This window comes from Streptomyces sp. NBC_01515 (assembly GCF_045040345.1).
Classification (GTDB): Bacteria; Actinomycetota; Actinomycetes; order Streptomycetales; family Streptomycetaceae; genus Streptomyces.
Map to the genome: position 1 here is coordinate 5,851,340 of NZ_CP109416.1, position 16,165 is coordinate 5,867,504.

General features: G+C 68.1%; 16 protein-coding genes. 8 read left to right on the forward strand and 8 right to left on the reverse strand.

The annotated features are described in order from the left end of the window. Positions 1-226 precede the first annotated feature (226 nt). From OG407_RS26290 to pknB, 6 genes are all read left to right on the forward strand, one after another. Positions 227-1,075 (forward strand): DUF3662 and FHA domain-containing protein, encoded by an 849-nt coding sequence (locus OG407_RS26290; protein WP_365301246.1) that lies wholly within the window; start codon positions 227-229, stop codon positions 1,073-1,075. Between the two features lie 10 nt (positions 1,076-1,085). Continuing rightward, positions 1,086-1,607: an FHA domain-containing protein gene (locus OG407_RS26295; RefSeq protein WP_019055182.1), complete on the forward strand. Its 522-nt coding sequence runs from the start codon at positions 1,086-1,088 to the stop codon at positions 1,605-1,607. A gap of 90 nt (positions 1,608-1,697) precedes the next feature. Continuing rightward, on the forward strand, positions 1,698-3,242 hold the full coding sequence (locus OG407_RS26300; protein ID WP_405868609.1) for a Stp1/IreP family PP2C-type Ser/Thr phosphatase: 1,545 nt from the start codon (positions 1,698-1,700) through the stop codon (positions 3,240-3,242). A 30-nt stretch (positions 3,243-3,272) separates the two neighbouring features. Further along, positions 3,273-4,715 carry an FtsW/RodA/SpoVE family cell cycle protein gene (locus tag OG407_RS26305; protein ID WP_403589488.1) on the forward strand — a complete coding sequence of 481 codons (1,443 nt, stop codon included), beginning with the start codon at positions 3,273-3,275 and terminating at the stop codon, positions 4,713-4,715. Next, positions 4,712-6,199 (forward strand): peptidoglycan D,D-transpeptidase FtsI family protein, encoded by a 1,488-nt coding sequence (locus OG407_RS26310; protein ID WP_405861740.1) that lies wholly within the window; start codon positions 4,712-4,714, stop codon positions 6,197-6,199. The genes OG407_RS26305 and OG407_RS26310 overlap by 4 nt, the downstream gene beginning before the upstream one ends. A gap of 170 nt (positions 6,200-6,369) precedes the next feature. Then, positions 6,370-8,367: a Stk1 family PASTA domain-containing Ser/Thr kinase gene (gene pknB, locus OG407_RS26315; RefSeq protein ID WP_405861742.1), complete on the forward strand. Its 1,998-nt coding sequence runs from the start codon at positions 6,370-6,372 to the stop codon at positions 8,365-8,367. An 87-nt stretch (positions 8,368-8,454) separates the two neighbouring features. Here pknB and OG407_RS26320 read toward each other — a convergent pair whose 3' ends face one another. Genes OG407_RS26320 through OG407_RS26345 form a run of 6 tightly spaced genes read right to left on the reverse strand, consistent with a single transcriptional unit; the run spans position 8,455 to position 12,677 of the window. Beyond that, positions 8,455-9,210 carry a class E sortase gene (locus OG407_RS26320; protein ID WP_405861744.1) on the reverse strand — a complete coding sequence of 252 codons (756 nt, stop codon included), beginning with the start codon at positions 9,208-9,210 and terminating at the stop codon, positions 8,455-8,457. 6 nt (positions 9,211-9,216) lie between these two features. Beyond that, complete coding sequence (locus OG407_RS26325) at positions 9,217-10,317, reverse strand: class E sortase (protein ID WP_405861746.1); 1,101 nt, start codon at positions 10,315-10,317, stop codon at positions 9,217-9,219. Further along, on the reverse strand, positions 10,314-10,952 hold the full coding sequence (locus OG407_RS26330) for an aminodeoxychorismate/anthranilate synthase component II (protein WP_328681339.1): 639 nt from the start codon (positions 10,950-10,952) through the stop codon (positions 10,314-10,316). The genes OG407_RS26325 and OG407_RS26330 overlap by 4 nt, the downstream gene beginning before the upstream one ends. Further along, positions 10,949-11,146: a hypothetical protein gene (locus tag OG407_RS26335; protein ID WP_026150117.1), complete on the reverse strand. Its 198-nt coding sequence runs from the start codon at positions 11,144-11,146 to the stop codon at positions 10,949-10,951. The genes OG407_RS26330 and OG407_RS26335 overlap by 4 nt, the downstream gene beginning before the upstream one ends. Positions 11,147-11,162: 16 nt before the next feature. Beyond that, entirely contained in the window at positions 11,163-11,861 is a 699-nt protein-coding gene (locus OG407_RS26340; RefSeq protein WP_405861748.1) for a class E sortase, read from the reverse strand. 36 nt (positions 11,862-11,897) lie between these two features. Beyond that, positions 11,898-12,677: a DUF881 domain-containing protein gene (locus OG407_RS26345; protein ID WP_365301231.1), complete on the reverse strand. Its 780-nt coding sequence runs from the start codon at positions 12,675-12,677 to the stop codon at positions 11,898-11,900. Positions 12,678-12,819: 142 nt separating this feature from the next. Here OG407_RS26345 and crgA point away from each other — a divergent pair, with 142 nt between their 5' ends. After that, positions 12,820-13,074 carry a cell division protein CrgA gene (gene crgA, locus OG407_RS26350; protein WP_033285718.1) on the forward strand — a complete coding sequence of 85 codons (255 nt, stop codon included), beginning with the start codon at positions 12,820-12,822 and terminating at the stop codon, positions 13,072-13,074. Positions 13,075-13,368: 294 nt separating this feature from the next. Here crgA and OG407_RS26355 read toward each other — a convergent pair whose 3' ends face one another. Both OG407_RS26355 and OG407_RS26360 read right to left on the reverse strand, forming a co-directional pair. Next, positions 13,369-14,280, reverse strand: coding sequence for a rhomboid family intramembrane serine protease (locus OG407_RS26355; RefSeq protein WP_405861750.1), 912 nt, complete (start codon positions 14,278-14,280; stop codon positions 13,369-13,371). Between the two features lie 136 nt (positions 14,281-14,416). Further along, entirely contained in the window at positions 14,417-14,944 is a 528-nt protein-coding gene (locus OG407_RS26360; protein WP_405861752.1) for a peptidylprolyl isomerase, read from the reverse strand. A 321-nt stretch (positions 14,945-15,265) separates the two neighbouring features. Between OG407_RS26360 and OG407_RS26365 the strand changes: the two genes are divergently transcribed. After that, the gene (locus tag OG407_RS26365) at positions 15,266-15,967 is read left to right on the forward strand and encodes a DUF5324 family protein (protein WP_405861754.1); all 702 of its coding nucleotides are present in this window, start codon (positions 15,266-15,268) and stop codon (positions 15,965-15,967) included. Positions 15,968-16,165 lie beyond the last annotated feature (198 nt).

Genomic DNA, 16,165 nt, shown 5'->3' on the forward strand with positions numbered 1-16,165 from the left:
TGTCTGCGGCCCCCTCTACGATCCTGGGCAGGAGTACTGACAGGAGTAGTGGCAGAAGGAGTTCGACCGGGCCGACAAGGGGGAACCAGCCGATTTACCGGCGCGTGGATACGATCAGTAAGCAGTACCAAGGCAGTCAGCACGACAATCGGCCCGACAATCACCACGGCAGCCGGCACGGCGGTCGGTACGACAGCCAGTGCGGCAACGACGGAGGAGGTGCCCCATGGGAGTCCTGAAGAAGTTCGAGCAACGCCTCGAAGGTCTGGTCAACGGCACCTTCGCCAAGGTGTTCAAGTCCGAGGTCCAGCCCGTCGAGATCGCCGGCGCGCTCCAGCGGGAGTGCGACAACAACGCGACGATCTGGAACCGCGACCGGACCGTCGTACCCAACGACTTCATCGTGGAGCTGAGCACGCCGGACTTCGAGCGGCTCAGCCCCTACTCCGGACAGCTCGGTGACGAGCTCGCCGGCATGGTGCGCGACTACGCCAAGCAGCAGCGCTACACCTTCATGGGACCCATCAAGGTCCACCTGGAGAAGGCGGACGACCTCGACACCGGTCTGTACCGGGTGCGCAGCCGTACGCTCGCCTCCTCCACCAACCAGCAGGCTCCCGGCACCCCCGCTCCGGCCGCACCGCCGGCCGCGGGACGGCCCGGCGGCTACGGCTACCCGCCCGCCGCCGCGCCCGCGAGCGCCCCGCCGCCCATGCCGGCCGCACCGCCGCCCGGCGGTCGCGGCTCGGCGCCGTACCTCCAGCCCGCGCCCGCCGCCCCGGCGGCCGGCGCGCGGATGCGGTACTGGGTGGAGATCAACGGCGCCCGCCATCAGATCTCCCGCGCGACGCTGGTGATGGGCCGCAGCACCGAGGCCGACGTGCGGATCGACGACCCCGGCGTATCCCGCCGGCACTGTGAGATCCGGACCGGAACGCCCTCGGTGATCCAGGATCTCGGGTCCACCAACGGCATCGTGGTGGACGGACAGCACACCACCCGCGCTACGCTCCGCGACGGCTCGCGGATCGTCGTGGGCAGCACCACCATCATTTACCGGCAAGCCGAAGGGTGAAGCGGGGGCAATGTCAGAGCTGACCCTCACGGTCATGCGGCTGGGTTTCCTGGCCGTACTGTGGCTGTTCGTGATCGTGGCCGTGCAGGTCATCCGCAGCGACCTGTTCGGAACGCGTGTCACACAGCGCGGCTCGCGACGGGAAGCCGGACGACCGCAGCAGCAGGCCGCCCGGCAGGCGGCGCCTCCGCAGCAGCGCCAGCAACAGCCGAGCGGGGGCGGCCGGCGGGGCCGTAACGCCCCCACCAAACTGGTCGTCAGTGAGGGAATCCTCACCGGCACCACCGTCGCGCTCCAGGGCCAGACCATCACCCTGGGCCGGGCGCACGATTCGACGATCGTGCTGGACGACGACTACGCGTCCAGTCGCCATGCCAGGATCTACCCGGACCGCGACGGCCAGTGGATCGTCGAGGACCTCGGATCCACGAACGGCACGTACCTGGACCGGTCCCGGCTGACGACCCCCACACCGATTCCGCTGGGCGCGCCGATCCGCATCGGCAAGACCGTCATCGAGCTGCGGAAGTAGTACGAAAATGAGCGAGCGGAGCGAGCACGCAACGGCGGACCGCCTGGCGGACCCCGGCGCGCTCCCGACCGGAGGGTGGGCACCGTGCGGATGTACCCGGAGCCGACGGGCGAGGTGCGCATGAGTCTGTCACTGCGCTTCGCCGCCGGATCGCACAAAGGCATGATCCGCGAGGGCAACGAGGACTCCGGCTACGCCGGTCCACGTCTCCTCGCGATCGCCGACGGGATGGGCGGTCAGGCCGCCGGTGAGGTCGCCTCCTCCGAGGTGATCTCGACCATCGTCTCGCTCGACGACGACGTGCCGGGCTCCGACATCCTCACCTCGCTCGGCACCGCCGTGCAGCGGGCCAACGACCAGTTGCGGATGATGGTCGAGGAGGATCCCCAGCTGGAGGGCATGGGCACCACGCTCACCGCCCTGCTGTGGACCGGGCAGCGGCTCGGCCTCGTCCATGTCGGCGACTCCCGCGCGTACCTGCTGCGCGACGGCGTGCTGACCCAGATCACCCAGGACCACACCTGGGTGCAGCGGCTGGTCGACGAGGGCCGGATCACCGAGGAAGAGGCCACCACCCACCCGCAGCGCGCCCTGCTCATGCGCGCGCTCGGCAGTGGCGACCACGTCGAGCCGGACCTGTCGATCCGTGAAGTCCGCGCCGGCGACCGGTACTTGATCTGTTCCGACGGGCTGTCAGGAGTCGTCTCCCACCAGACGATGGAGGACACCCTCGCCAGCTACCAGGGCCCCCAGGAGACCGTGCAGGAGCTGATCCAGCTCGCGCTGCGCGGCGGTGGCCCCGACAACATCACGGTGATCATCGCCGACGTCCTGGACCTCGACACCGGCGACACCCTCGCCGCGCAGCTGTCGGACACCCCGGTGATCGTCGGCGCGGTCGCCGAGAACCAGCTCCACCAGCACGACAACGGCATCATGCAGACCCCGGCCGGCCGCGCCTCCGGGCTCGGCCGCCAGGTGCCCGGACAGAACGGCGGGGGCGGCGAGTTCGGCCCGCCCGGCTCCGGCGACACCACCGGCTACGTCCCCGAGGGCAGCTTCGGCGACTACACCGACGACGACTTCGTGAAGCCCTCCAAGGGCCGCAGGTGGTTCAAGAGATCCTTCTACACCGTGCTCACGCTCGCGGTCATCGGCGGCAGCCTCTACGGCGGCTGGCGCTGGACGCAGACGCAGTACTTCGTCGGCGCCAACGGCGAACACGTGGCGCTGTACCGGGGCATCAGCCAGGACCTCGCCTGGGTCTCGCTGTCGAAGGTGGAGAAGGACCACCCCGACATCGAACTCAAGTACCTGCCGCCCTACCAGCAGAAGCAGGTCAAGGCGACGATCGCCGAGGGCGGTCTCCAGGACGCCCAGAAGAAGATCGTCGACCTCTCCGTGCAGGCCTCCGCGTGCAAGAAGGAGTCCGAGCGCGAGAGTGCCGCCACCAAGCCCACCGGCACCACGGGAACCACCAGCACCTCGCTCACGTCCAAGGCCACGCCGAAGCCGAATCCTTCGAACTCCGCCTCGACTTCGACGTCCCCGTCCCCGACCCCGTCTGCGACTCCCAGCCCCGGTCCCAGTCTTTCGGAGGAAGAGCAGCAGGTCGTCTCGCAGTGCAGCAAGTAATAGGCAAGCCGTGAGAGGCCCCGTCACACGATGAGCAGTTCTACCAACACGCCGTCGCACCACACGTCCACGATCGGCTCCATCGGCGCACCGAGCCGGCGCAACACCGAGCTGGCGCTCCTGGTGTTCGCGGTCGTCATCCCGGTGTTCGCCTACGCCAACGTGGGCCTGGCCATCGACGACAAGGTGCCGACCGGGCTGCTGAGTTACGGCCTGGGCCTCGGCCTGCTGGCCGGCGTCGCGCATCTCGGCGTCCGCAAGTTCGCGCCGTACGCGGACCCGCTGCTGCTGCCGCTGGCCACCCTGCTCAACGGCCTCGGACTCGTCGTCATCTGGCGGCTCGACCAGTCGAAGCTGCTCCAGTCGATCAACCAGGCGGGCAACGCCGCGCCGCGGCAGCTGCTGTACACCGCGCTGGGCATCGCGTTCTTCGTCGTCGTGCTGATCTTCCTCAAGGACCACCGCGTCCTGCAGCGCTACACGTACATCTCGATGTTCGCCGCCCTGGTGCTGCTCCTGCTGCCCCTGGTGCCCGGCCTCGGGGTCAACATCTACGGCGCCAAGATCTGGATCAAGGTCCCCGGCCTGGGCTCCCTCCAGCCCGGTGAGTTCGCGAAGATCGCCCTCGCCGTCTTCTTCGCCGGCTACCTGATGGTGAAGCGCGACGCGCTCGCCCTGGCCAGCCGCCGCTTCATGGGCCTGTACCTGCCCCGTGGCCGCGACCTCGGCCCGATCCTGGTCGTCTGGTTCATCTCGATCCTGATCCTGGTCTTCGAGACGGACCTCGGCACCTCGCTGCTGTTCTTCGGAATGTTCATCATCATGCTGTACGTCGCCACCGAGCGGACCAGCTGGATCGTCTTCGGTCTGCTGATGTCCGCGGCCGGCGCGGTCGGTGTGGCCACGTTCGAGCCGCACGTCCAGCAGCGTGTCCAGGCCTGGCTGGACCCGATGAAGGAGTACAAGCTCAGCCAGGCGGGCGCGGCCGGCCACTCCGAGCAGTCGATGCAGGCCCTGTGGGCCTTCGGCTCCGGCGGCACCCTCGGCAGCGGCCTCGGCCAGGGCCACTCCGACCTGATCCGGTTCGCCGCCAACTCCGACTTCATCCTCGCCACCTTCGGCGAGGAGCTGGGCCTGGCCGGCATCATGGCGATCCTGCTGATCTACGGCCTGATCGTGGAGCGCGGTGTCCGCACCGCCCTCGCCGCCCGCGACCCGTTCGGCAAGCTGCTCGCCGTCGGCCTGTCCGGCGCCTTCGCCCTCCAGGTCTTCGTGGTGGCCGGCGGAGTCATGGGCCTCATCCCGCTGACCGGTATGACCATGCCGTTCATGGCCTACGGCGGTTCCTCCGTGCTGGCCAACTGGGCCCTCATCGGCATCCTGATCCGCATCAGCGACACCGCCCGCCGGCCGGCCCCCGCGCCCGCCCCCAGTCCCGACGCCGAGATGACCCAGGTGGTCCGCCCGTCATGAACAAGCCCCTGCGCCGGATCGCGCTCTTCTGCGGCCTCCTGGTCCTCACCCTGCTGCTGCGCGACAACTGGCTCCAGTACGTCAAGGCCGACAGCCTCAAGGACGACCCGAAGAACCGCCGGGTCACCATCGCGCGCTATGCCACCCCGCGCGGCGACATCATCGTCGACGGCGACCCGATCACCGGTTCCACCCAGACCAGCACCTCCGGGCTGAACGACCTGAAGTACAAGCGCACCTACAAGAACGGCGCGATGTGGGCGCCGGTCACCGGATACGCCTCGCAGGCCTTCGGCGCCAACCAGCTGGAGTCCATCGAGGACGGCATCCTCTCCGGCACCGACGACCGGCTCTTCTTCCGCAACACCCTGGACATGATCACGGGCAAGCAGAAGTCGGGCGGCAATGTCGTCACCACCCTGAACGAGGCCGCGCAGAAGGCCGCGTGGAGCGGGCTCAAGAATCAGGGCGGCAAGGGTGCCGTCGTCGCCCTCGACCCGTCCACAGGCAAGATCCTGGCGCTGGCGTCCTACCCGTCGTACGACCCCTCGTCGTTCGCCGGGAACTCCACCTCCACGGACTCCAAGGCCTGGCAGAACCTCCAGAAGAAGTACGACCCGAACGACCCGATGCTCAACCGCGCGCTGCGCGAGACCTACCCGCCGGGCTCCACCTTCAAGGTGGTCACCGCGTCCGCCGCCCTGGAGAACAACCTGTACTCGTCGGCCGACGAGGCCACGAACTCGCCGCTGCCGTGGATCATGCCGGGCACCACGACCCCGCTGAAGAACGAGGGCAACCTGCCCTGCAAGAACGCCACCCTGCGCGAGGCCCTCCGCGTCTCCTGCAACAGCGTCTTCGGCAAGATCGGCGCCGACCTCGGCAACGACAAGATGCTGGCCGAGGCGAAGAAGTTCGGCTTCGACGCCGAGCAGTTCACGCCGATCCGCTCCAGCTCCTCGGTCTTCTCCGACAACATGAACCAGTCGCAGACCGCGCTGTCCTCGATCGGCCAGTACAACACCGCCGCGACCCCGCTGCAGATGGCCATGGTCGCCTCCGCGGTCGCCAACGACGGCAAGCTGATGAAGCCGTACATGGTCGACAAGCTCCAGTCGTCGAACCTCGACACCATCGCGCAGACCGAGCCGGAAGAGCTCAGCCAGCCGCTGTCGTCGAAGAACGCGCAGATCCTGCAGTCGATGATGGAGACGGTCGTCGAGAAGGGCACCGGCACCAGCGCCAAGATCCCCGGCGTGACCGTCGGCGGCAAGACCGGTACCGCCCAGCACGGCGAGAACAACAGCGAGAACCCGTACGCCTGGTTCCTCTCCTACGCCAAGAACGCCGACGGCAGTTCGCCGGTCGCCGTGGCCGTGGTCATCGAGGACGACAAGGCCAACCGTGACGACATCTCCGGCGGCGGCCTCGCGGCCCCGATCGCGAAGAGCGTTATGGAGGCGGTCATCGACAGCAAGAAGTGACTCCGCTCACGTCCCCTTCACATCGGTGCACGTTGCGATACCGGTCCTGTATCGGGTGACGGGCTTGGCCAGGTCACACAAAGCCAGCCGGGTACGGTAGGCCCGGACGGCTAGCCTCCGACCGCACACCCGTGCGGATCGGGACCGACGGAGAGGGCTGGTAGGGAACTATGGAAGAGCCGCGTCGCCTCGGCGGCCGGTACGAGCTGGCCCACGTGCTCGGCCGCGGTGGCATGGCGGAGGTCTACCTCGCCCATGACACACGCCTCGGCCGCACGGTGGCGGTGAAGACGCTGCGCGTCGACCTTGCGCGCGACCCTTCCTTCCAGGCCCGGTTCCGCCGGGAGGCCCAGTCGGCCGCCTCGCTCAACCATCCCGCGATCGTCGCGGTCTACGACACGGGCGAGGACTACGTCGACGGGGTCTCGATCCCGTACATCGTCATGGAGTACGTCGACGGTTCCACCCTCCGTGAGCTCCTCCACAGCGGCCGCAAGCTGCTGCCGGAGCGCTCCATGGAGATGACCATCGGCATCCTCCAGGCCCTGGAGTACTCGCACCGCAACGGCATCGTCCACCGCGACATCAAGCCGGCCAACGTCATGCTGACGCGCACCGGCCAGGTCAAGGTGATGGACTTCGGCATCGCCCGCGCGATGGGCGACTCCGGCATGACGATGACCCAGACGTCCGCGGTGATCGGCACCGCCCAGTACCTCTCCCCGGAGCAGGCCAAGGGCGAGCAGGTCGACGCCCGCTCGGACCTCTACTCGACGGGCTGCCTCCTCTACGAACTGCTGACGGTACGGCCGCCTTTCGTGGGCGACTCCCCGGTCGCGGTCGCGTACCAGCACGTACGCGAGGAGCCGCAGCCACCGTCCGTGTTCGACCCCGAGATCACGCCCGAGATGGACGCGATCGTCCTGCGGGCCCTGGTCAAGGACCCCAACTACCGCTACCAGTCCGCCGACGACATGCGCATCGACATCGAGGCCTGCCTCGACGGCCAGCCGGTCGCGGCGACGGCGGCGCTGGGTTCGGTCGGCTACGGCGGCTACGGCGACGACCAGCAGACGACGGCCCTGCGCTCCGACGCGGGCGCCGGCGCCACGACGATGCTGCCCCCCATGAACCCGGACGACGGCGGCTTCGGCTACGACGACCGCCCGGACCGGCGCCGCCAGCAGAAGAAGAAGTCGAACACCTCGACGATCCTGCTGGTCGTGGCGGCGGTACTGGTACTGGTGGGCGCGATCCTGATCGGGAAGTGGGCGTTCAGCGGGAACGGGGGCGCGGACAAACCGTTCGCGGCCCCGAACTTCGTCGGCCAGACCTACGCCAGCGCGCAGAGCATGGCCGTCAACTCCGGCCTGAAGCTGGCCGAGCCCACCCGCAAGGCCTGCGAGAACGCGCCGAAGGGCAGCGTCTGCTCACAGGACCCGGCGGCGAACACCAACGTCAACAAGGGCGACACCATCAACCTGGTCGTCTCGACCGGGGCGCCGAAGGTCGTCGTACCGAGTGTCGTGGGCCAGAGTGTCGACGACGCCACCTCGACGCTCACTGGCGACAAGTACCAGTTCAAGGTGGAGACGAAGCAGAAGGTGTCCGGCGAGGACCCGGGAACAGTCCTGGAGCAGAACCCGGTACTCGGCGCGGAGGTCCAGAAGGGCACCACGATCACCCTGACCGTGGCCAAGGCCCAGGCGAAGTCCACGGTCCCGGACGTCAGCGGCAAGACCTGTGACGAGGCCAAGGCGCAGATGACCGCCAACAACCTCGTCGGCAACTGCAGCGAGGTGGACACCAACGACTCCAACCTCGTGGGCAAGGTCGTCTCGACCGACCCGCAGGCCAACACCCAGGTCGACAAGAACTCCACGGTCAACATCCAGATCGGGAAGTCGACGCAGACGCAGGTACCGAACGTCGTCACCCAGACAGTGAAGAACGCCAAGCAGATCCTGCAGCAGAACGGCTTCAACAACATCCAGTTCGCCGACGGCAGCGATCAGGGCGACAACGCGATCGTGACCGGGATCGACCCGGGCGCGGGCAACACGGTCGACCCGAGCAACACGACGATCACCCTCACCACCGTGGGCACCGGCAACGGCAACGGCAACAACAACGGTGGCGGCGGCTTCTTCGGGGGCAACTCCGGATAGGCGGCACCCCGTTACGACATGACGGAGCCCCGGCACCCTTCTCAGGGTGCCGGGGCTCTTTCGTACGTCCGGTGCGCTACGACGCCGTCAGCGAAGCTCCTTCGGCGGTGTCCGCGCACCGTCCACCTTCTCGACGCGGACCAGCTCCCCCCACACCACATACCGGTACCGGGACGTGTACACCGGCGTGCAGGTGGTCAGCGTGATGTAGTGGCCGGCCTTCTTCTTGCCGGACTCCGTGGGGATCTGGGCGAGGGTCTTGACGTTGTACTTCGAGGTCTCGGGGAGGATGTCGTAGACCTTGTAGACGTACCAGTCGTCCTTCGTCTCGAAGACGATCGGGTCGCCCTTCTTGAGCTTGTCGATGTTGTGGAACTTGGCGCCGTGGCCGTCGCGGTGGGCGGCGAGGGTGAAGTTGCCCTTCTTGCCGGTGGTCGGGAGGGCGGCCTTGACGGGGTCCGTGTAATAGCCGGCGACGCCGTCGTTGAGGACGCTCGTCTCGGTGCCCTTCTCGACCAGTACCTCGCCGTTCTTCATGGCGGGCACGTGCAGGAAGCCGATGCCGTCCTTGGTGTCGAGGGCGCCGGGACCGGTGTCCTTGTCCTTGGACCAGCTGTTCCGGACCTTGTCGCCCTGTTTGTCGGCCGTGCGGTCGGCGACGACGTTCGTCCACCACAGGGAGTAGACGACGAACAGGCCGAGGATCAGGCCCGCCGTGATGAGGAGTTCACCGAAGAGGCTGACCGCCGTCGCGACCGGGCCGGTACCGCGGGGGCGGTCCGGCGGGGAGGCGGGCGTGTCGGTCTGCTCTTCGGTGTCGTCGGTGGTCGCTGCCACGTTCATCTGCCCTTACTCGATGAGCGCATCCGGCTTGCCCTTGCTGCGCGGCCGTACCTCGACCATCTTGCCCCAGACGATCAGCCGGTACTTGCTGGTGAACTCCGGCGTACAGGTCGTCAGCGTGATGTAGCGGCCGGGCTTGGTGAAGCCCGAGCCCTTGGGGATGGGGTCGATGACACTGGTGTTGCTCGGCGCCGTCACGGGCAGCGTCTTCGTCATCTTGTAGACGTAGTAGGTGTCCTGGGTCTCCACCACGACCTCGTCGCCCGGCTTGAGCTGGTTGATGTACCGGAACGGTTCGCCATGGGTGTTGCGGTGCGCGGCGAGCGCGAAGTTGCCGGTCTTCGCGTCCGGCATCGCGGTCTTGAGGGTGCCCTCGCTGTAGTGCCCGACCATCCCCTTGTCGAGCACCTTCTTGTTGCTGACGCCCTCGGCGATCGGCGCCACCACGTCCAGCTTGGGGATGTGCAGGATGGCGAAGCCCTGCCCAGGCGAGAACTCTCCCGGGGCGCGCTTGCCGCTCGCCCAGTCGTTCTGCAGCTGGCTCGCCTCGCTGCCGGCCTGCGCGTGCGCCCGTACGTTCGTCCACCACAGCTGGTAGGTGACGAACAGCAGCATCAGCACGCCGGTGGTGATGAACACCTCGCCGATGGCCCGGCTCGCGAGGACCGCGGCACCCGGCTTGTTCGCCCGCTGCCGCCGCCGCGCCTCGACCCGCGAGAGGGACGCGCCGGCACCGGACGAGGCCGCTGCCGACGAGGCCTCGGTGGTCTCCTCCGCCGCCCCGCCGGCCCCATGACGCCCGTGCCGCCCCTTGGCGGCCTTTCTGCGGGCCGCACGGCCACCCGTGGGGGTTCCTGTGGCGGAGGAGGCGGATGAGGCGTCAGACGGCGATATGGACCGGCCATGCCCCGTCCGCTCCTGCGGGAGGTCCGCTATCCGCAGCGCGACGGTCTCTTCGTCGATCGGTCCGTACGGCACCCCGGGCGCGCCCTGAGCCTGCGCGCCGTGCCACTGGTCGAACCCGCCCTGTTCCCCGTACGACGGCTCCGCGTACGGCTGCTCCCCGTACGCGGCCTCGGACTCGCGCTCGGGGCGCAGCGCGGTCACGCCGTGGCCCTGCCCACCACCGGGGCGAGCCCCACCGACCTCGCCACGGCACCCTGGTCGCCGCACTCCACCAGCCAGTTGGCCAGCATCCGGTGGCCGTGCTCGGTGAGCACCGACTCCGGGTGGAACTGGACGCCCTCGACGGGCAGTTCGCGGTGGCGCAGGCCCATGATGATGCCGTCGTGCGTTCTGGCGGTGACTTCCAGCTCGGCCGGGACCGTCCCCGGCTCGGCCGCCAGCGAGTGGTAGCGGGTCGCCGTGAAGGGCGAGGGCAGTCCGGCGAAGACGCCCCTGCCCTCGTGCTCGACGAGCGAGGTCTTGCCGTGCAGCAGTTCGGGGGCGCGGTCCACGACGCCGCCGTAGGCCACCTGCATCGACTGCATGCCGAGGCAGACGCCGAAGACGGGGACCCCGGTCGAGGCGCAGTGCCGCACCATCTCGATGCAGACGCCGGCCTCCTCGGGGGTGCCGGGGCCGGGCGAGAGGAGGACGCCGTCGAAGCCGTCCTGGGCGTGCGCCGTCGACACCTCGTCGTTGCGCAGCACCTCGCACTCGGCGCCCAGCTGGTACAGGTACTGGACCAGGTTGAAGACGAAGCTGTCGTAGTTGTCGACGACGAGAATCCGTGCACTCACTGGTTGTCCACCGTCACATCGTTGAAGGGCAGCAGCGGTTCGGCCCACGGGAAGACGTACTGGAACAGGATGTAGACCACGGCCAGGGCAAGGACGAGCGAGATGAGCGCCTTGACCCACACGTTGCCCGGCAGATGCCGCCAGATCCAGCCGTACATGCCGTCCCTTCCGTCGCGCCACGGCACCAGACTCACGCCGTACGTCACCAGACTAACGGCGCAGCGCGTCCGGCTTCCCGGCCTCCACAGGCTGTGTGGAGTCGAGATGGGCCCAGACGATCAGCCGGTGGCTGTGCCCCCACTCCGGATCGCACGTGGTCAGCGTGAGATAGCGGCCCGAGGCCGTGTACCCGGACTTACGTGGCACAGGATCGATCACCTCAATGTCGGTGGGAACGGTTTTGTAAGGCCCTTTGTCGATCCGATACGTGAACCAGGTGGTCCCGTCCGTCAGCACCACCGCGTCCCCCACACGCAGCTTCGGAAAGTTCACGAAGGGGTTGCCGTACGTCCGCCGGTGCCCCGCCACCGCGAAGTTGCCGACCTGCCCCAGCCGCGCGGTGCCGGCGTAGTGCCCGAGCCCCTTCTTCAGGGTGCTCACGGCGGTGTCCTCAAGGACCGGCTTGTTCCACGTGAAACCAAGCCGTGGGATGTACATGATCGCGAAAGGCCTGCCGTCCTTGTACGCGGCCGGTCTCGCCGGAGCGGGCGAGGCGGCGGGCGCCGGCGCGGGGGATGCCTTCGGGTGCGCGGTCTGCTGCGACCACTGGTCCTGCAGCTGGTGGATCTGGTCGCTCATCGTGCGATCGGCCTTCACACCGGTCCAGAACAGCACATAGACCACGAAGAGGACGATCAAGGTGCCTACGGTGATGAAGAGTTCGCTGACGCTCCTGACGATCACGCGCACCGGCAGCTCCCGTACGGCCGCTTACTCCACTGGCTTCTACTCCACTGGCTTCGCGTAGTGCAGATCCACTGTGCCCGAGTACCCGGGAAGAGTCACCGTCCCGTCGTCGGTCACTTTCCAGCCGAGCCCGTAGACGTCGACGTACACCTTGTAGTTCTGGATCGCCTTGGACGCCGTCAGCGCCGCCTGGAGCTTCCCGGGGTCCCCGACCGCCGTGATCTTGTACGGCGGTGAGTAGACCCGGCCCTGGAGGATCAGGGTGTTGCCCACGCAGCGCACGGCGCTGGTCGCGATCAGCCGCTGGTCCATGACCTTGATGCCCTTGGCGCCGCCCTGCCACAGGGCGTTCACCACGGCCTGGAGGTCCTGCTGGTGGATGACCAGGTAGTCGGGCTGCGGCTCGGGGTAGCCGGGGAGCTTGGCGGTGGCGTTGGGCGGGGCGTCGTTCAGGGTGACGGTGACGGCCTTGCCCTTGAGCTGCTGCGCGCCCGCGGTCCGCTCCAGTGCCGTGAGCTTCTTGTCGTCGGCGCCGGTGCTGCCGTCGTCCTCCTTACGGAGGGCGTCGACCTCGTCACGCAGGACCCCGTTGGCGTCGTTCAGCCGGCCGTTCTTCTGGCTGCGGGTCTGGATCAGGTCGGACAGCTTCAGCAAGGAGGCGTCCGTACGGATGTTGGTGCCCTTGGCCGTGTTGAAACTGGTGAAGAAGATGAGCCCCGCGAGGGCGAAGACGGCCACCGTGAGAATCCGCACGGGACGGAAACGGCGGATACGGGCGGGACTGGTACCCGTCCCGGGGGAGTCGGCAGAATTGCTCAACGTACCCTTATCTCCTTCGGCGCCGCGGAAGCACTACGCTAACGGACGCCCGGGGGAGCACTCAGTGTCCCCTTGTACGCTGCCCCGGAGCCCGCCCCAGTTCCCTGCGCGGCCACGCAGCGCATCGACAGGAGAGACCCTCGTGCCGAAGTCACGTATCCGCAAGAAGGCCGACTACACGCCGCCGCCGGCGAAAGCGGCGACCGCCATCAAGTTGAACAGCCGTGCCTGGGTCGCTCCGGTCATGCTGGCCATGTTCGTCATCGGGCTGGCATGGATCGTCGTCTTCTATGTCACCGACGGCTCCATGCCCATCGACAGCCTCGACAACTGGAACATCGTGGTGGGCTTCGGCTTCATCGCCGCCGGGTTCGGCGTCTCCACCCAGTGGAAGTAGCGGCACGAGCAGCGGTCGAAGCTGCGGCCACCACCCGGTGAACGCAGCTCTGCCCACGACTTTCCGCTGAGTTATCCACAGGCCAGAGAAGTATCCACAGCGGGCCTGGGGAAAAAGAACGACGATCTGTGGATAACCCACTGGGTGTTGACGCTGGTGTGACTGACACACCGGCAACCGCAAGCCTGTTCGCCCCCTGCCTGACCTGCATAAACACGGGTCAGTGACAGGGGGCACAGCTGTTCTCCACGGTATGCACAAGATCCGCCACGCACTGTGGACAACGGTTTGATATCAGCTGAGCTGAGCCGTCCTGATCAGCGTCAACACCACGACGACGACCAGTACGACCGCACAGGTGCCGTACTGGATCAGGGCCCGCCGCTCACGCGGGGCGTGCACCATCGCGTACCCGGTGATCACACCGGCGACCAGACCGCCGATGTGGGCCTGCCAGGCGATGTTGGCCCAGCCGAAGGTGAAGATCAGGTTGATCACCAGCAGGGCGATGACCGGCCGCATGTCGTACCGGAGCCGGCGCATCAGGACGGCGGTCGCGCCGAAGAGCCCGAAGATGGCGCCGGAGGCACCGAGCGAGGGCTGGTTCGGGGCGGCGATCAGATAGGTGAGCGCGCTGCCCGCGAGGCCCGAGACGAAGTACAGGGCGAGATAGCGGGCCCGGCCGAGGGCCGCCTCCAGAGGCCCGCCGATCCACCACAGGCTCATCATGTTGAAGATGATGTGGATCGGGCTGGCGTGCAGGAACATCGCGGTCAGGAGTCGGTACGGCTGGCCCTCGGCAACGCCCTCGACGGAGCCGAAGAGCGGGACGTACGCCTGGCCGAGGAGTTCGAAGTGCTCGGTAAAGCGGTCGCCCACCACCCGCTGCACCAGATACGCGGCGACGCAGAGACCGATCAGGATCTTGGTCACGAGCCGCGGGTCCGCCACCACCGTGCCCCCGGCGATCGTGCGCGGCTGGGCCGCCGTCGGGGCATGCCCCGTGCCGGAGCCACCGCGGACGCACTCGGGGCACTGGAAACCGACGGAGGCGCTCACCATGCACTCGGGGCAGATCGGGCGCTCGCAGCGGGTGCAGCGGACGCCGGTCTCGCGGTCCGGGTGCCGGTAGCAGACCGGCAGACTCTGGGCATCCTGGGGCCGCTGTTCCTCCGGGCCCTGCGGGCTGCCTGGCGCCTGGTCCATGGGGTCCCCTCAATCCTTCGTACGCAATGCACCGCCCCGCCCATCCTTACGGACGAGCGGGGCGTTTGGTTCCCGGCGGTAAGTACTGGTGTCAACCCTGGGACCCGGGGCCGTCCAGCCCTGGGACCTGTCGGCCCTAGCGGGTCTCGACGACGACCGACTCGATGACGACGTCGTTGACCGGGCGGTCGGTGCGCGCAATGGTGTCGGCGGCCGCGATGGCGTCCACGACCTTCTGGCTCGCCGCGTCGGTGACCTCACCGAAGATGGTGTGCTTGCGGGTCAGCCAGGCCGTCGGGGAGACGGTGACGAAGAACTGCGAGCCGTTGGTGCCCGGTCCGGCGTTGGCCATGGCCAGCAGGTAGGGCTTGTCGAACCGCAGGTCCGGGTGGAACTCGTCCTCGAACTGGTAACCCGGGCCACCCGTGCCGTTGCCCAGCGGGTCCCCGCCCTGAATCATGAAACCCTTGATCACCCGGTGGAAGACCGTACCGTCGTAGAGCTTGGCCGCAGCCTTCTCGCCGGTCGTGGGGTTGGTCCACTCCCGCTCGCCCGTGGCGAGTTCGACGAAGTTCTTGACCGTCTTGGGCGCGTGGTTCGGCAGCAGCCGGACTTCGATGTCGCCGAGGCTGGTCCTGAGGGTGGCGTAGAGCTGCTCGGCCACGGTCTGCCTTCCGTTGTCTTCCCTGTGACCCCCAGATCCTCGCACGCTCGCCGCACCCCGTCGCCCGACGGCCATCTCTCGGGGCATTTCCACAGGATCCGCTTGCGGAAAACCGGTCGAGTGGGTCCGGGACAGGGGCACAGGGCGGGGATCCGTGACATTGTCGATGACAAGCTCCCGTTCCCCCGGATTCATCCGTTATTGCACGTGATCGTGACCCGGATGCCCGCCCTCTACATGCCCCGTAGCCCGTTGGCAGGCATGATCCGTAAATGGGTGGATAGACGAAATACCGTACCGCCACCGAGGAGGAGGAACCCCGTGACCCGCATCGACAGCGTGCGCTCCGCGACCGGTTCGGCGAAGGACAGCGTGCTGCACGCCGCGGAAGTGGTGGCGCCCTACGCCGACACGGCCAAGGACAGGGCCTCGTACTACGCCCATGAGGCACGCGTACGTCTCGCGCCCAAGGTGTCGCTGGCCGCAGACCAGGCCCGCGTCCAGTACGGCGCCCATGTCGTGCCGCGCCTGGAACAGGCCCGCACCCATGTACCGCCGAAGGTCGACCAGGCCGCCCAGGAGGCCGCCGTCCGTACCCGCAAGGCTGCCCAGCAGGCCGCCGAGTACTCACGGCCGAGGATCGAGCAGGCGGTCGCCGCCGCGGGCCCGGTCAAGGACGAGGCCGCCGCCCGCGGTGCGGCCGCGTTCGCCGCGCTGCGCGGCCAGGTCTCGCCCAAGGAGATCCAGAAGCTGGTCCGCAAGCACGAGCGGCGGGCGAGGGCCGGCCGGCTCGCGAAGGGGCTGGCGGTTGTGGGCATCCTGGCGGGCGGCGCTTTCGCCGCCTGGAAGTGGTGGGACAAGCAGGCCAACCCCGACTGGCTGGTCGAACCGCCCGCCGCGACCGAGGTGCCCGAGACGGGACACCTCACCTCGGTGGACGGCAGCCCCGAGGCCGTACTCGACCCCGAGGTCGAGGCCAAGCAGGCCGAGGACGAGGCCGCCGAGAGCGACGAACACCGCTGACGTCCGACGCACTGTCAACATCGCCGCGGGGCAGGAGACTTGAGGGTCTCCTGCCCCGCGGCGATGTTTCACGTGGAACAGTCCCGGGCCCAGGCGAACGCCCTTGACTTCTTGATTTACGCAAGTTGCCGCGATGACGTTTGCAACGCCTTAGGTGTACAAGCGGCGCACAGACTCCCTTAACGGACCGCACACCCC